This window comes from Maricaulis maris (assembly GCF_003634045.1).
Classification (GTDB): domain Bacteria; phylum Pseudomonadota; class Alphaproteobacteria; order Caulobacterales; family Maricaulaceae; genus Maricaulis; species Maricaulis maris.
Genome location: NZ_RBIM01000008.1, coordinates 123,330 through 138,048, shown reverse-complemented (window position 1 = coordinate 138,048; position 14,719 = coordinate 123,330). Strand labels below are relative to the sequence as shown.

Below are 14,719 nucleotides of genomic sequence, written 5' to 3'. Positions count from 1 at the left end.
GGACCCGGTCAGATATTGCGGCGGATCGCGGCCCGGATAAGGGCATAGGCGTCCTCGCTATTCCACTCCGCCGGCGCCGGCACCCGGCCGATCTCACGACCCTGGCCGTCATAAAGAATGGACATCGGCAGGCCGATTGCCCGCACCTGGCTGGGGCTGGAGAAGGTCACGTCGTGGATCAGTGGCAGATTGCCCAACTCCATCCGCGTCAGGAATTCACGGGCGTCTTCGATGGAGCGGTCCAGCGTCACCGTCACCACCTGGAAGTCATCACCGCCGAGTTCGGCCTGCAGCTCGGACAAGGCCGGCATTTCCTCGACACAGGGCCCACACCAGGTCGCCCAGTAATTCACCAAGATCACCTGTCCACGATAATCCGACAGGCGCACCTCGCCACCTTCGCCGTCGACATAGGCCAGGTCCGGCTGTGACGGCGCATCATCGATGGAGACAAAAGCCCGCATCTCGCCGTGGGCATAGCTGTCCAGCGGGCCGGTTTCGCCCTTGTCCATGGCCGAAAACACCACGTATAGAAGGCCCGCAATACCAATCAGGGGCATGGCAATCAGTGCAGCCTTGAGCGGCGACATCTTCATCTCTATCTCCTCCACGGGCATAACCGACATGGCTGACGACACACCGAACGACGCGCCGACCAAAACTTCCAGTGCGATGTGGGGCGGCCGCTTTTCGGCCGGTCCCTCCGCAGTCATGGAAGCGATCAACGCCTCGATCGACGTCGACAAGCGCATGGCGGATCAGGACATTGACGGTTCCCTGGCCCACAGCCAAATGTTGGCCGCAACGGGCGTGATTTCAAGCGAGGATGCTGCGGCGATCCAGCGCGGGCTGGAACAGGTCCGCTCGGAAATCCATGCCGGCGACTTTCCGTGGTCGGCGGCGCTGGAAGACGTGCACATGAATGTCGAGGCGCGCCTGAAGGACATCATCGGCGAACCGGCCGGCCGCCTGCACACGGCACGGTCGCGCAATGACCAGGTCGCCACCGATTTCCGCCTCTGGCTGCGCGATGCCTGCGACCGCATCGACGCCATGCTCGCCGCCTACCAGACCGCGCTCGTCAAACAGGCCGAAACCCATGCCGACCAGGTCATGCCCGGCTTCACCCATTTGCAGACCGCCCAGCCGGTCTCGCTCGGTCATCACCTGCTGAGCTATGTCGAGGTCGCCCAGCGTGATCGCGGTCGCTTCGCCGATGCCCGCAAACGCCTCAATGAAAGCCCGCTGGGCTGTGCGGCACTGGCCGGTACCGCCTTCCCGATCGACCGCGACATGACCGCCAAAGCGCTCGGCTTTGATCGCCCCATGGCCAATTCGCTCGACGGCGTCGCGGCCCGTGATTTTGCGCTGGAAGTCCTCTCGGCCGCCGCGATCTGCGCCGTGAACCTGTCGCGCTTTGCCGAAGAGATCGTGCTGTGGTGCACGCGCCGTTTCGGCTTTACCACCCTGTCGGATGCCTGGTCCACCGGCTCCTCGATCATGCCGCAAAAGCGCAATCCCGATGCCGCCGAACTGGTACGCGCCAAGCCGGGCCGCATCATCGGCTCGCTGACCGGTCTATTGACCGTCGTAAAAGGTCTGCCGCTGGCCTATTCCAAGGATCTGCAGGAAGACAAGGCGCCGGTTTTCCAGGCAATTGATGATCTGGAACTCGCCCTGTTGTCGATGGCCGGCATGGCCGGCGACCTGACCTTCTTCCCGGCAGCGCTCGAAGAAGCCGCCGGCGAAGCCTATTCGGACGCCACCGACCTGGCTGATTATGTGGTGCGCGAACTGGGCAAGCCCTTCCGTGACGCACACCATATTTCCGGCTCGATCGTCAAACTGGCCGAAGCCCGCGACGTGCCGCTGGCCGCGCTCTCACTGGCCGAGATGCAAAGCATCGAACCGGCTATCGACGACAGCGTGTTTTCCGTGTTGAGTGCGCGGGCATCAATGTCGAGCCGCACCAGTTTCGGTGGCACATCACCGGTGCGGGTCCGTGAACAAGTGACGGTCTGGAAAGACCGTCTGGGTTGCTGAGGGTTATTGCGATGAAACGTCTGGCCACATTCACCCTTGTCATGCTCAGCGCACTCGCTGTCGCGGCTTGCGGCCTGCGCGGCAATCTGGAACGCCCCGACCCGCTGTGGGGCGACCGACCGCCGGCTGAAGAGGACACCGGCGAATAGGGGTTTGACGCTTCGCGGCTCACCAAATCGTAATGCAGCGAAGCCTCGTTATTCCGGTTCGGCGTGATAGATTTTCCGCCATGCGTCGCACATCCTTGATCCTTGCCTGGTTTTCGCTCGTCTGGGAGCGGTCTGTTCCGGTCATCTGGCCGGCCCTGGCCTGGATCACGGGCTATCTCATCCTGTCGCTGCTCGGCAGCTGGGACATGCTCGGCGATCCGTGGCGCGCCATCTATGCCATTGCCAGTTTCGCGCTCGCCGTCTGGCTGACACGCCCCGGTCTGCGCGCCTTTGTCTGGCCTGATGCCGACGACATGGCGCGGCGCGTCGAAACTGACTCGGATATTCCCGCCCGCCCCCATGAAGCCCTGACCGACAAGCCGAGCGACGCCGACCCGGTCGCCCAGCGGGTCTGGCACGAACACCAGCGCCGCATGGCCGTACGGCTCAAATCGGCCCGGGCACGGCGCCCGCACGCGGCCTGGGCCCGCCATGATGGTTTCGCCGTGCGCGGCATGCTGGCGCTGGGCCTCGCCGTCGGCTGGCTGGTCGCCGGCCCTGCCGCCCGCGACCGGGTTGGCGAGGCTGTCTCGCTGACACCCATCATCGCCGGGGGCGACACGCTGTCGATTGATGCCTGGATTGATCCGCCCGCCTATACCGGCCGCGCCCCGATCTTCCTCGCTGCCGACAGTCGCGAGGCGGTCGTGCCCGCAGGTTCGACCTTCGTCGCCCGCATTGCCGGCTCGCGTCGTCAGCCCCGCCTCACACTCCGCGACGCCGACGGCCGCCAACGCACCGACGGCAATGAGATCGGCGACAGTGTCTGGGAAATCAGGCAACCGGTCGATCTTGATGCCAGCCTGCGCCTTGCCGCGCCGGGCACCCGCGAAACCTGGTCAATCACGGTGACCCCCGACACACCGCCCCGCGTCCGGCTGACCGCTGTGCCGGACTCGACCGCCGCCGGCGAACTCGATCTCGATTTCACGGTGACCGATGATTATGGCGCCACCGGCTATGCGCTGGAGCTGCGCGAGGAAGAGTCACGCGGCGATTGGCAGACGCTCGAGATCGAGACGACAGCCGTCACGCCGACCGGCGACAACAACGCGATGTCGACCCTCTTGGAGACGGCCCGCCATCCGCTCGCCGGCAGCCGGGTCGAGATCCGCATGGTCGCCACCGATGCCGCCGGCAATATCGGGCGCTCGCCGGAACTCGGCATCACCCTGCCGGCCCGCGTTTTCCTCGACGCCCTGGCCCGGGCCGTCGCCGAACAGCGCCGCAATGTCATGGCGTCCGACGCCGCCTACGCGCCACTGGACGAACCGGCGCCGCTGTTCGCCGAAGACATCCCCGCCGGCCCCGCCTATTTCACCGAAAACCCGGCCCGCCGGATCGAGCGCGCACCGGAAGGTCTGCAGCAAGTGGCCCGCGGATTGGCGGCGATCTCGGATGCACCGGAATATTTCTTTGACGATCCGATCGTCTATCTCGGCCTGCGCGAGACGCTGCACCGGCTGCGCCGCCAGCGCGACCAGGCGGCGCTGGGTGATCTGGAAGGCGATCTCTGGCTGATCGCCCTGCGGGCCGAACTCGGCTCGCTGGCCGATGCCGAGGCGGCGCTGCGGGCAGCCGAGCGGGCGCTGATGGAAGCCCTGGCCCGCGGTGCCGACGAGACCGAGCTCGCGGCCCTGTTCGAGGCCTACCAGGAAGCCATGCAGAACTACATGGCCGCAATGGCACGCGAAGCCGCCGAAGAAGGCAATTTCGCCGAGGGCGGACAAGGCTCCAACCTCAACTCGGAGGGCCTGCAGGAAATGCTCGACGCGCTGCGCGATGCCGCCGAGTTGGGCAACACCGCTGATGCCCGTCAAGCGCTCGCCGCGCTGTCGGAAATGCTGCGCAACATGCAGATGCAACTCGGCCAGGGTCAGGGCGAAGGCCAGCAGAGCGATCCGATTTCCGAAGCCATCGCCCGCGCCCTGGAAGAATTGGGCGAGGTGATCGGCGAGCAGCGCAATCTGCAGGACCAGACTTTCGGCCTGTCACAGGAAGAAGGCGGCACCGGCCAGCCACAATCGGGTAATTCCTCCGGCCAGCAACAGCAAGGCCAGCAATCCGGCGACGGGCCGCAGACACTGGCGGAAAACCAGAGCGGCGGCGGCCAGAGCGCGCAAGCGCTCGCCGATGCCCAGGGGCAGCTGGCCCAGCGCTTCTCCGAATCCGCCGATGCCCTGCCCGGTCAGGGTGAAGAGGCGCTCGGCGGGGCCGGCGAAGCCATGCGCCAAGCCGAAGAGGCGCTGCGCAATGGCGACACCGAAGGCGCACTCGCGGCGCAGGAAGAAGCGCTTGCCGATCTGCGCTCAGGCGCCGAGCAATTGGCCCGCGATCTCCTGGAGCGGATGCAGGAAAACGGCAGCCAGATGGGCGAAGGCGAGGACAATCGTGACCCGCTCGGACGTCCGGCCGAAGGCGCCTTTGCTGATGGCGCCGGCGTCGAAGTACCCGACGAAATGAGCCGCGCCCGCGCCCGTGATATCCTTGAAGAACTGCGCCGCCGCGCCGCCGAAGCCGGCCGGCCACAGGAAGAGCTCGACTATATCGAACGCCTGCTCGACCGGTTCTGATACCCGACCGAAATCAGATGGATGTGAGGTTCAGTACTGGCCGGTCTCGACCGGTTCGGCTGAGGCGTGCTGATCCGCCGGAGGGCCATGTTCGGGCGCCGGTGCGTGATCCGTCACGGCGGCTGTGTCCAGTTCCGATGTGTGGACGTCGTCAGCGGCTGCACCATCTGAGGCCCCGGCGTCTTGATGGCCGCTATCAGCATTGCCATGCGCCGGTGTTTCCATCAGGACGACCTCGACCTCGACCGCGTCCGGTGGCGGATCGGAGACCACGGTGCGGAAATCCTGGCGACGGCCTGCGCCAAGGCGGCCGGCCGGCATCGAGATTGTCCACTCCAGCACCGCTTCGCCATGTTCATCGCGCAGAATGGCCCGCAGGCCGGGAATGGCGCGGGCGCGGCGGTCAAAATTGTGGATATCACCTTCAATCACGAGCAGCGGCACGCCGTGATCGACCTCACGGGTCACGTCCAGCTCGCCGACATCATAGCCCCAGGGATTGACCGTCGCGCCGACTGCGGCATAGGCCGAGCTGGCCCGCGGCCAAAGCGTCACGACATCGACGCGGAAGATCCAGGCACACACGAACAGGACGGTACAGGCCGCCAACAAACCACCCCAGGCGCCACCGGCGGCGGCGGCCGACAGGGTGCGGCGTTTCTTTTCCTGGCGTTCGCGGAAGGCTGTGTGGACCTTTTTCTCGCCCCCGGCATCCTCGTCCGGGGCGTCCGGTTTCACGGGCGGGGCCGGTTGCAGGCTGGGCAGATCGCTGGGATCTTCCATCTCGGCCGTCCAGACATGACCGCACGAGGCACAGCGTACACGACGGCCATTCGTGCCAATCGCATTGGGATTGGCACGGTAACGCGTGGTACATGACGGACAGCTGAGTACTATGCTCATATGAGTCGTCTACACATCTTCTTCGGCTCTCCCGAACGTATGGAGGATTTCCATCAGCCCGAGTTCATCCCAGTCGCCGCACATGGACCCGGAGCCGGTGATCCGCTTCGACAATGTCGGCATGCGATATGGCCGGGGACCGGAGATTCTGCGCGATTTGTCTTTTGATTTACCACGCGGTTCTTTCCAATTCCTCACCGGACCGTCCGGAGCCGGCAAAACCTCGCTCTTGCGGCTGATATACCTCGCCGCCAAGCCCTCGCGCGGGCTGATCAGCTATTTCGGCCGTGATGCCGCGACTTTGCCGCGCAATGAGCTTCCGGACCTGCGACGGCGGGTCGGGGTGGTGTTCCAGGAATTTCGCCTGCTCGGCCACATGAATGTGTTCGACAATGTCGCCCTGCCGCTACGGGTCGCAGGTCGCAAACGTCAGGACTATGCCGAGGACGTGGCCGAATTGCTGACCTGGGTCGGCCTGGGTGACAAGATGAATGCCCTGCCGGCCACCCTGTCCGGCGGCGAACAGCAACGCGTCGCCATTGCCCGCGCCGTCGTTGGCCAGCCCGAAGTCCTGATCGCCGACGAACCGACCGGCAATGTCGATCCGGAAATGGGCATGCGCCTGCTGCGCCTGTTTGCAGAGCTCAACAAGCTGGGCACCACCATCATCATCGCCACCCACGACCTGCAGCTGGTGCGCATGCTCGATGCACCGGTGATGACGCTGTCGAACGGCCATCTGCACATCCGCCCGCCGCGCAGCGAACGCTTGCGCATGCAGGAGGCCGCCGAGGCGGAAGCCGAAGCTGATCGCATCGCCGCGGCGCCGGCCGCTGCAGCCCCGCGCAGCAGTGTCGAGCCACACGAGACAGACATCGCGGACGACGGGGACGTCGATGAGTAGCGCCATCCCCAAACCACCAGCCGGCGGCAATGGTCGCCTGCTGCCCCCGGATGCCGGTCGCGACCGGCCGCTCTTCGTGGTCGCCGCTATCCTCGTCTTCCTGGCCTGTATCGCCGCCCTGGGGGCGCGTGGTGCCTGGCTCCAGGCGCAGCGCTGGACGACAGATCTCGAGACCTCGCTGACCATCCAGATCCGTCCCGTCGAAGGCCGCGACGCCGAAGCCGATGCCGGACGGGCTGCCGAACTGGCCGCGGCCTTGCCCGGCGTCGAGCGCGCGACATCGCGCGGCCGCGATCACGCGCTGGCCCTGCTCACCCCCTGGCTTGGCGAAGGCAATCTGCCCGACGACCTGCCCCTGCCCCTGCTGGTCGATGTGCGAACCCGCTCCGGCGTGCAAATCGACACCGCCGCCCTGCAGGCGCAGCTCGATGCGGAAGGCATGATGGCACGGATTGACGATCATGGCCGCTGGTCCGATGCCGTCCGCCGCGCCGCAGGATCAGCCCAGGCGCTCGGGCTGGGATTGCTGGCACTGCTGGCCGGTGCCGCCGCCGCGGTAATCGCATTCGCGGCCCGTGCCAGCCTTGCCGCACGGCTCGACGTCATTGATGCCCTGCACCTGTGTGGCGCCGAGGACCGGTTTATTGCCGGCCTTTTCCAACGCCGCTTTTTCATGCTGGGACTCAAGGCCGGGGTCGCGGGCGCGGTCTTCGCCGGCCTCGTCTCCCTGCTCGTCAGCCTCGGGGATGCCCCGGCCGACATGGCGTTTTTCCTGCCGCAATGGGCGTCTGATCCGTTCGAATTTGTCCTGCTTGCCGCCGCTCCAATCCTGGCCGGCCTGACCGCTGCAGTGTCGGCACGACTGGCCGTGGCGTCCGATTTGCGGGGGCGCTGGTGAACGACCATAAATCTGCCCGTTTCAGACATGAGGCTCGACCTTGGTGAGGGTTCACACATCCGGCCTGGCGCCGGACCGGAATTCCGGGAGGACAGTATGAAGCGGAGCTGGTTCTGGCTGCGCGGCCTGTGCTTTGTGATCGTGCTGGTCAGCGCGATCGGCTTTGCCGACTATGCCGGCAAGGTGGCCGGCTATGAGGCTCCGGACGATAATGTTTCGGTCGATGCCATCATCGTCCTGACGGGAGACGCCGGCCGCTTGGCGGCTGGCGGTCAGTTATTGCAGGACGGGCGCGCCGGACAGTTGATGATCTCCGGCGTCAATCCATCTGCGACCACCGCCGATATCCGCCGCCATACCGGCCTTGATGACACGGCATTCGCGTGCTGCGTGACGCTGGGCCGCGAGGCGACCGACACGGTCGGCAATGCCCGCGAAGCGGCCGCCTATGTGCGGGCCAACGGTTATGATCGCTTGATCATCGTGACGTCAGACTATCATCTGCCGCGCAGCCTTCTGGAGTTCCGCAGCAATATGCCCGGCGTCGACCTCATCCCCTACCCGGTCCGCACGCCAGCACCGTGGCAAGACGTTCGCGGGCTGCGCCTCTGGCTCCAGGAATATGCCAAATACACGACGGTGCAGCTGCGCCATTCGCTGACCCCGACTGTGGAAGACGCCTGATGCGCTTGTTGAGATCCCTGGTTTTCTACATCTGGATGTATGGCCTGATGGCAGTGTTCGGACTGATCGGGACCCCGCTCCTGCTCGGACCGCGCCATTGGGCGCGAAAAATCCTGCGCGCCTATCTCAAAGTGGTCTGGTTCGGGATGCGCTGGATCCTGGGCGTCCGGTTCGAGGTACGTGGCCGGCAACACCTGACCGATGGCGGCGCCTTGGTCGCCTCCAAGCATATGAGCATGTGGGAGACGCTGGCCTTCTGGGAAATCCTGCCCGACCCGGCGATCATCCTGAAAAAATCACTGGTCTACATGCCCTTCTTCGGCTGGTTCGCGGTCAAGCTCGGCAATATCTCGATCGACCGGGATGGCGGTGGCAAGGCCCTTAAAGGCATGCTTCGTGACGCCGCAAAGCGCGGCTCGGAGAATCGCCAGGTCCTGATCTTTCCCGAAGGCACCCGAGTGCGCCCGGGCGAGGCGCCCGAGTTCAAGCCGGGCATTGCCGGCCTCTACAAGTCAATGAACAAGCCCTGCATCCCGGTCGCACTCAATTCCGGCGTTCATCTGGAAACCTATTGCGGCCTGCGCAAGCCCGGTCTCATCGTGGTCGAGTTCCTGGAACCGATCGCGCCGGGACTGGACAAGGCGAGTTTCATGAACGAGTTGCACACCCGTATCAACCAGGCCACCGACGCGCTCCTCGCTGCGGACCCGGAACTCGCAACAAAAGAGATTTGATCATGACCGGACGCCTGCGTTTCATCCTGCCGTTCGGCGCGATCATCTTCGTTTTCCTGCTGTATTCGGCCTATTGGGTCTATGCCAGCACCCAGATCCGCGCCGCCGTCGAGCGCTGGGTCACCGAGCAGGAAGCCGCCGGCTATGAGATCGAACGCGAAGCGTTGACGGTTTCGGGCTATCCCTACCGCTTCCAGGTGACTTTCCGTGCACCGCGCATCACCGCACCGGCGAGTGATGGTGGCTGGCATGCCGAGCTGGCGAGCCTGCAGGCCCATGCCGTCCCCCATGACCTGTCGCACTGGATCGTCCGTTTCGGCGGCCCGGCCTATCTCAATAATCTCAACGGTCCGGGCAGCGAGCTCGAACTGGGTGCCAGTGATGCCCGGATCAGCCTGGTCTATAACGAGGCTGGCGAGACCGAGCGGGTCGGCGCCGAGTTGATCGACTTCACGATCCTGACCCGCGCCGGCGATGCCCCGGACGTGCAGGCGATCGGCGCGCTCTATCTCAATGGCATTGTCGAGGCCGACAACACGCTGCATGTCCGGGCGATGGCGGAGAATGTGGTGGCCGCGCCCGGCGTGCTCAGCCGCGATGTCGAGCGCGCCTTCGGTGAAACACTCGGCATGGCGCGGATGGAATTTTCGGTCACCGAATGGGCGTCACTCGCCCGCAATGCCGACGCGGTGGCCTGGAGCCAGGCCGGTGGCCAACTCGACATCACCGATGCGGCGCTGCAATGGGGTCCGGCAGATTTGACGGCAGTCGGCGAGTTCACCCTCGACCGCATGGCCCGGCCCGACGGCCGATTGTCCCTGCGCGTGACCGATCCCGACACACTCGCCGAAGCGCTGGTGGAGGCGCGGCTGATTCCGGAACAGAACCGCGAAGCACTGCGAGTGGCCGCCATGATGGCACCGCGCGGCCCGGAGGGGGTCTCCCTGCCCTTCCGGATCCGCGATGGCGGCGTCTATCTCGGACCGGCCCGCTTGGGCGGCCTTGGCAATTAGGCTTTCATGAAGTCCGTCAGGGCCTCGACCAGACGGCGGTTCTCGGCCTCGGTCCCGACCGTCGCACGCAGGGCGTTGGGCAGGCCGTAAGGCTCCACACCGCGGATGATCAGGCCTTTGGAGGTCAGATAAGCATCTGCTTCCGCCGCAGTCCGACCCGGCGTTTCCGGGAAATGGATCAGCACGAAATTGCACACACTCGGTGTCACTTCGAGGCCGAGGCCACCGATCTGCTGGCGCAAATAGGCCACCCACTCGTCATTATGATCCGCCGATCGGGTCTGGAACTCGTGGTCGCCGATCGCCGCCGTGCCGGCCTCGATCGCCGCCATATTGACATTGAACGGGCCGCGAACCCGGTGCAGCACGTCGATGATCGCCTTGTTGCCATAGGCCCAGCCCAGACGCAGCGCGGCCAGTCCGTGGATCTTCGAAAAGGTACGGGTGACGATGACATCATCACGCTCACGCGCCAGTTCAATACCGGCCTCATAATCAGGAAGACGCACGAACTCGGCATAGGCGGCGTCCAGCACCAACAGCGTCGACGACGGCAGACCGTCACGCAGGCGCCGGACTTCCGCGTCAGGAATGTAAGTGCCCGTCGGATTGTTGGGATTGGCCAGGAAGACGATCTTGGTGTCGTCACCAGCCGCTTCCAGAATGGCATCGACATCGCTGCGATAATCCCGCTCGGGTGCCGAGACCAGCTGCGCCCCGCACTGCATCGCCACCAGCCGGTAAACGAGGAAACCGTATTGCGACTGGACGACCTTGTCGCCTGGATTGAGATAGGCCCTACCGAGCAGCTGCAGGAGTTCATCAGACCCGGTGCCGCAGACAATATTTTCTGCTTCCAACCCTTCGGCGTCCGCGATGGCCTGACGCAGCTTGGTGGCGCCGCCATCGGGATAGAGATGGAGTTTCGACGCCATCGCCGTCATCGCCTCGGCCGCCTTGGCCGAACATCCGAGCGCGTTCTCGTTCGAGGACAGTTTGACCGGATTGGCGATGCCGGGCGCTTCCGAAGACCCCGGCTTGTAGGGGCGGATGTCCAGAATGCCGGCGCGTGGTTCAATAGACATGATGACTCCTCAGTCCCGGTGCGCCGGAGTGGGCACTCGCCGGGGAGATAACGCGGGCTGGCTCTGCCCTTCAAGTACCCGCCTGCTGACACGCGCAGTACGCAGGCCGGGCAGGACGCCAGCATTGTGCTTGACGGCCTCGACCATGATCAGGCCGCCCAGCGCCGGCCAGGCATATTCGCCGACCTCTTCCCACAGATTGGCGATGCGGCGATGCGAGCTCCAACCCCAGGGCGGGGCGTACAGGGCGCGCGACCAAGCAGTCGGTACGAGCAGGGCATCGTCGAGCAATCGGGTCAGCTGGCTGCGCGAAAACGGGCGGCCATGCCCGAACGGGGTGGAGTCGAGCCAGGCCCAGATGCCGGCGCGCGACGGCGAGACGATCATCAACCGCCCTTCCGGCGCCATCACCCGCCAGACCTCGCGCAGCAAAGCGGGCAGCGAGTCCGTCTCCTCCAGCGCATGAACCAGCAGCACCCGGTCGAACAGGGCTTCCTGGAAGGGCAGGTGTGTTTCATCGCCGAGCGCTGTTGGCACGCCGTCTGGCCCCGGCACAATGGCGCCTTGGGCCGCCGGCATCAGCGATACGCAGCGCCGCGCCTGTCCCTGCCAGATATCGAGATAGGGGTTGGCAAAGCCGATGCCGAGCACATCCATGTCCCGGACATCCGGCCAGATCGGCTCCAGCCGGCGCGCGATCATGCGATGCGCTGTCCGGCCCTGGCGGCTGCGATAGAAACGATCAAGTTCAAGGACGTCACGGCGCACTGGCCACACTCCTGCGCGATGCCTAAGTTCTCTGGCTCACAGACCGGCCGACCACGGCCCAGCGGTACCAGCCTAACGCAAGCGGACATTTGGACAATGAGCGAACTCCTCATCCGGCAGTTTCCCTGTCTTTCCGACAACTACGGCTTCCTGATCCATGACCCGGACAGCGGTGAAACCGCCACGATCGACACGCCGGACGCTGATGTCATCCTGGCCCAGGCTGAGGCGGCGGGCTGGACGATCACGCAGATCTGGAACACGCATCACCATTTCGACCATGCTGGCGGCAATGAGACCATACAGGCCCTGACCGGGGCCAAAATCGTCGGGCCGCGCTATGACACCCATCGCATCCCGGGAATTTCCGTTGAGGTTGAGAATGGCGATGTCATCAGCCTGGGTCGCCACAAGGCGAAGGTGATCTACACGCCAGGCCACACAATGGGGCATGTCTGTTATCATCTGCCAATGGACGGGATCGCCTTTGTCGGCGACACCCTGTTTGCACTCGGTTGTGGCCGACTGTTCGAAGGCACACCGGCCGACATGTGGTATTCCCTGTCCCGCCTCGCCGCCCTGCCTGACGAGACGCGCGTTTACTGCGCCCATGAATACACTGAAGCCAATGCCCGCTTTGCGCTGAGCATTGACCCTGACAATCGCGACCTGCAGGTCTACGCCGCCATGGTTGAGGGCGAGCGAGCGCGCGGCGAACCGACCGTCCCGACAACGATCGGCGCCGAGAAAGCGGCCAATCCCTTTTTACGCCCCGATGATCCGGCGATCCGCGCCCGCCTGGACATGGCTACAGCGGACGATGTCGATGTCTTCGCCGAAATCCGCCGCCGAAAGGATATGTTTTGAGCCTGCCTGAAGACGCCCGCCGAATCATCGAGACGCTCGGCCTGCAACCGCATCCCGAGGGCGGCTGGTATGCCGAGACCCTGCGCGACGCAGACCCGGACGGGGGCCGCGATCGCTCGACGGCGATCTATTATCTGCTGGCCGCCGGTGAACGCTCGCACTGGCATCGCGTCGACGCTGTGGAGATCTGGCACTGGCATGCCGGTGCCGCCCTGGAACTGGGCCTCAGCCCCGACGGGATCAAGGTCGAGACATTGCGCCTGGGCGCGAGGCTGGACGATGGCGAACGGCCGCAGGGTGTCGTTCCGGAAGGTGTGTGGCAAAGCGCGCGTTCGACCGGCGACTGGACGCTGGTCGGCTGCACGGTTGCGCCGGGCTTTCGTTTTGAGGGATTTGAGCTGGCCCCGCCGGGCTGGTCACCGGGTGCGGCGTGATCAGGTCGCGCTTGGATCGCTGAGCAGGACCTGGCCAATGAATGCAGAGGACGGCCTTCCGGCATAGCCGAGGCCAGGCGCGATCACGACGACGAGCGTCGCTTCCTGGCGATAGGCGGCGGGCGCGTCACCCAGCGCGACACGGACATGTTCGACGCCGCGCAAACGCCGACGCTCGCCACGCACGCTGTCAAAGGCCAGGCCGATAATATGCAGCGTATCGTATTGCACACCCAGACCGGCTCGCGGGGCCGGCGCATATTCAACCGAGATCGACCGGTCGAGTGAGGTCGCCATCTGGCTCGCCAGCTGCTCGGCCCTGGCGCGGACTTCTTCCGGAGACCGTGGCGCCGGTGCCAGCGAACCGGCCGGACTGGCGAAATCCGCGATCACACCATCCGGTGCGGCACTGGGAAAATAGGTCGCGCCACCCAGGCCGGTGAGCCGGATGACCTCGCGGCCGGTATCGGTGATGAAGGCCGTACCGCCACCCGGTGCCCGGTCCGGATAGAGGACCAAAACCTCACTGTCGGGCGCATCGCGTTCACGCAGCAGGGCAGCATCGCCGGAGCGGTCGAACAGGAAGAATTCGCCGGTGTCGGCGCGCTGGAACCAGCCCGATACTTGCTGCGTCCGCTCATTGCGCAACAGCCGGTCGCGCAGGGGGTTTTGCATCCCTGTTGCAGCGCCCGCAGCGAGTGCGGCGACAAGTATGGCCAAAATCCAACGCGTCATCCCGACACGCATCATGACCGCCAAGACGGCAAATTTGGGGCAGAGCTGAATTTCATGTCAGGCGAGATACTGGCCACCATTGATCGTCAGCGTCGAACCGGTCACGAAACCCGCCTCCTCGCTGGCCAGATAGACACACAGCGCCCCGATCTCGCCCGCCTCACCAAGCCGCCCGACCGGAATGCCGGCGATGATGCTTTCCAGTACTTTTTCCGGCACCGCAGCGACCATCTCGGTATTGATATAGCCCGGTGTGATGCAGTTGACGGTGATGCCCTTGCGAGCGGTTTCCTGGGCCAGGGCCTTGGTGAAACCGATCACGCCGGCCTTGGCCGCCGAATAATTGACCTGTCCCATCTGCCCCTTCTGGCCATTGATCGAGGAGATGTTGATCACCCGCCCCCAACCGCGCTCGCGCAGCCCGTCGATCAGCGGGCGCGTGACATTGAACATGGAGCTGAGATCGACATTGATCACCTCATCCCACTGCGCCTTGCTCATTTTATGGAACATGGTGTCACGGGTGATGCCCGCATTGTTGACCAGAATGTCGACCGGGGCGCCGGCGAGGGCTTCCACTTCCGCCAAGCCGGCGACGGAACTGTCAAAATCACCGACGTCGAACTTCACGACCTTGATGCCGGTTTCATCGGCGAAGGCCCGTGCCTTTTCCTCATTGCCGGCATAATTGGCGACCACTGTATGGCCAGCCGATTTGAGGGCTGTACTGATGGCGGCACCGATGCCGCGCGTTCCGCCTGTGACCAACGCCGTACGTGTCATGATCATTCCCCCCGGACCTGTCCGTTACGCATCGGCTTTGCCGCCGATTGCGTTCGCGCTTGCAGCACACCGCCTTGAGCGCGTAA

The 14,719-nt window shown here is 64.9% G+C and carries 16 protein-coding genes; 10 read left to right on the top strand and 6 right to left on the bottom strand.

The genetic code is table 11. The annotated features are described in order from the left end of the window. Positions 1-8: 8 nt before the first annotated feature. Positions 9-596 carry a TlpA family protein disulfide reductase gene (locus C7435_RS15890; RefSeq protein WP_170150518.1) on the bottom strand — a complete coding sequence of 196 codons (588 nt, stop codon included), beginning with the start codon at positions 594-596 and terminating at the stop codon, positions 9-11. Between the two features lie 28 nt (positions 597-624). On the opposite strand from C7435_RS15890, the gene argH reads away from it, so the two are divergent. From argH to C7435_RS15880, 3 genes are all read left to right on the top strand, one after another. Further along, positions 625-2,043 (top strand): argininosuccinate lyase, encoded by a 1,419-nt coding sequence (argH, locus tag C7435_RS15885; RefSeq protein WP_121212471.1) that lies wholly within the window; start codon positions 625-627, stop codon positions 2,041-2,043. A gap of 11 nt (positions 2,044-2,054) precedes the next feature. Beyond that, positions 2,055-2,192, top strand: a complete 138-nt coding sequence (gene lptM / locus C7435_RS17215) for an LPS translocon maturation chaperone LptM (protein ID WP_170150517.1) — start codon at positions 2,055-2,057, stop codon at positions 2,190-2,192. An 80-nt stretch (positions 2,193-2,272) separates the two neighbouring features. Then, positions 2,273-4,825, top strand: coding sequence for a DUF4175 domain-containing protein (locus C7435_RS15880; protein ID WP_170150516.1), 2,553 nt, complete (start codon positions 2,273-2,275; stop codon positions 4,823-4,825). Between the two features lie 30 nt (positions 4,826-4,855). On the opposite strand, the gene C7435_RS15875 is transcribed toward C7435_RS15880, so the two are convergent. Then, on the bottom strand, positions 4,856-5,728 hold the full coding sequence (locus C7435_RS15875; RefSeq protein WP_121212470.1) for an MJ0042-type zinc finger domain-containing protein: 873 nt from the start codon (positions 5,726-5,728) through the stop codon (positions 4,856-4,858). Positions 5,729-5,810: 82 nt separating this feature from the next. On the opposite strand from C7435_RS15875, the gene ftsE reads away from it, so the two are divergent. The 5 genes from ftsE to C7435_RS15850 all read left to right on the top strand — a co-directional run bounded on the left by ftsE (position 5,811) and on the right by C7435_RS15850 (position 9,961). Beyond that, a complete protein-coding gene (gene ftsE, locus C7435_RS15870) occupies positions 5,811-6,632 on the top strand; it encodes a cell division ATP-binding protein FtsE (protein WP_121212440.1) in 822 nt (273 codons plus the stop codon). After that, the gene (locus C7435_RS15865) at positions 6,625-7,530 is read left to right on the top strand and encodes a cell division protein FtsX (protein WP_121212439.1); all 906 of its coding nucleotides are present in this window, start codon (positions 6,625-6,627) and stop codon (positions 7,528-7,530) included. The genes ftsE and C7435_RS15865 overlap by 8 nt, the downstream gene beginning before the upstream one ends. Before the next feature lie 96 nt (positions 7,531-7,626). Next, positions 7,627-8,214, top strand: coding sequence for a YdcF family protein (locus C7435_RS15860; protein ID WP_075191257.1), 588 nt, complete (start codon positions 7,627-7,629; stop codon positions 8,212-8,214). Then, positions 8,214-8,948 (top strand): lysophospholipid acyltransferase family protein, encoded by a 735-nt coding sequence (locus C7435_RS15855; protein ID WP_121212438.1) that lies wholly within the window; start codon positions 8,214-8,216, stop codon positions 8,946-8,948. The genes C7435_RS15860 and C7435_RS15855 overlap by 1 nt, the downstream gene beginning before the upstream one ends. Positions 8,949-8,950: 2 nt before the next feature. Beyond that, positions 8,951-9,961 carry a DUF2125 domain-containing protein gene (locus tag C7435_RS15850; protein ID WP_075191255.1) on the top strand — a complete coding sequence of 337 codons (1,011 nt, stop codon included), beginning with the start codon at positions 8,951-8,953 and terminating at the stop codon, positions 9,959-9,961. Here C7435_RS15850 and hisC read toward each other — a convergent pair. After that, positions 9,958-11,046, bottom strand: coding sequence for a histidinol-phosphate transaminase (hisC, locus tag C7435_RS15845; RefSeq protein WP_075191254.1), 1,089 nt, complete (start codon positions 11,044-11,046; stop codon positions 9,958-9,960). The two genes, C7435_RS15850 and hisC, sit on opposite strands and share 4 nt — an antisense overlap. A 9-nt stretch (positions 11,047-11,055) precedes the next feature. Then, complete coding sequence (locus tag C7435_RS15840) at positions 11,056-11,814, bottom strand: class I SAM-dependent methyltransferase (RefSeq protein WP_233128345.1); 759 nt, start codon at positions 11,812-11,814, stop codon at positions 11,056-11,058. Between the two features lie 96 nt (positions 11,815-11,910). Here C7435_RS15840 and gloB point away from each other — a divergent pair, with 96 nt between their 5' ends. Beyond that, positions 11,911-12,681, top strand: a complete 771-nt coding sequence (gene gloB, locus C7435_RS15835; protein WP_075191252.1) for a hydroxyacylglutathione hydrolase — start codon at positions 11,911-11,913, stop codon at positions 12,679-12,681. After that, positions 12,678-13,115 carry a cupin domain-containing protein gene (locus tag C7435_RS15830; RefSeq protein WP_121212437.1) on the top strand — a complete coding sequence of 146 codons (438 nt, stop codon included), beginning with the start codon at positions 12,678-12,680 and terminating at the stop codon, positions 13,113-13,115. Before gloB ends, C7435_RS15830 begins: the two co-directional genes overlap by 4 nt. Here C7435_RS15830 and C7435_RS15825 read toward each other — a convergent pair whose 3' ends face one another. Together C7435_RS15825 and phbB are read right to left on the bottom strand one after the other, a co-directional pair. Continuing rightward, positions 13,116-13,850, bottom strand: a complete 735-nt coding sequence (locus tag C7435_RS15825; protein WP_158025641.1) for a DUF4908 domain-containing protein — start codon at positions 13,848-13,850, stop codon at positions 13,116-13,118. A gap of 57 nt (positions 13,851-13,907) precedes the next feature. Beyond that, entirely contained in the window at positions 13,908-14,633 is a 726-nt protein-coding gene (phbB, locus tag C7435_RS15820) for an acetoacetyl-CoA reductase (RefSeq protein ID WP_121212469.1), read from the bottom strand. Positions 14,634-14,719: the final 86 nt, after the last annotated feature.

Excerpts from the sequence above, each read along its gene's own strand:
- C7435_RS15890 (WP_170150518.1), bottom strand. The coding sequence starts at position 596 with ATGAAGATGTCGCCGCTCAAGGCTGCACTGATTGCCATGCCCCTGATT.
- argH (WP_121212471.1), top strand. The coding sequence starts at position 625 with ATGGCTGACGACACACCGAACGACGCGCCGACCAAAACTTCCAGTGCG.
- lptM (WP_170150517.1), top strand. The coding sequence starts at position 2,055 with ATGAAACGTCTGGCCACATTCACCCTTGTCATGCTCAGCGCACTCGCT.
- C7435_RS15880 (WP_170150516.1), top strand. The coding sequence starts at position 2,273 with ATGCGTCGCACATCCTTGATCCTTGCCTGGTTTTCGCTCGTCTGGGAG.
- C7435_RS15875 (WP_121212470.1), bottom strand. The coding sequence starts at position 5,728 with ATGAGCATAGTACTCAGCTGTCCGTCATGTACCACGCGTTACCGTGCC.
- ftsE (WP_121212440.1), top strand. The coding sequence starts at position 5,811 with ATGGACCCGGAGCCGGTGATCCGCTTCGACAATGTCGGCATGCGATAT.
- C7435_RS15865 (WP_121212439.1), top strand. The coding sequence starts at position 6,625 with ATGAGTAGCGCCATCCCCAAACCACCAGCCGGCGGCAATGGTCGCCTG.
- C7435_RS15860 (WP_075191257.1), top strand. The coding sequence starts at position 7,627 with ATGAAGCGGAGCTGGTTCTGGCTGCGCGGCCTGTGCTTTGTGATCGTG.
- C7435_RS15855 (WP_121212438.1), top strand. The coding sequence starts at position 8,214 with ATGCGCTTGTTGAGATCCCTGGTTTTCTACATCTGGATGTATGGCCTG.
- C7435_RS15850 (WP_075191255.1), top strand. The coding sequence starts at position 8,951 with ATGACCGGACGCCTGCGTTTCATCCTGCCGTTCGGCGCGATCATCTTC.
- hisC (WP_075191254.1), bottom strand. The coding sequence starts at position 11,046 with ATGTCTATTGAACCACGCGCCGGCATTCTGGACATCCGCCCCTACAAG.
- gloB (WP_075191252.1), top strand. The coding sequence starts at position 11,911 with ATGAGCGAACTCCTCATCCGGCAGTTTCCCTGTCTTTCCGACAACTAC.
- C7435_RS15825 (WP_158025641.1), bottom strand. The coding sequence starts at position 13,850 with ATGACGCGTTGGATTTTGGCCATACTTGTCGCCGCACTCGCTGCGGGC.
- phbB (WP_121212469.1), bottom strand. The coding sequence starts at position 14,633 with ATGACACGTACGGCGTTGGTCACAGGCGGAACGCGCGGCATCGGTGCC.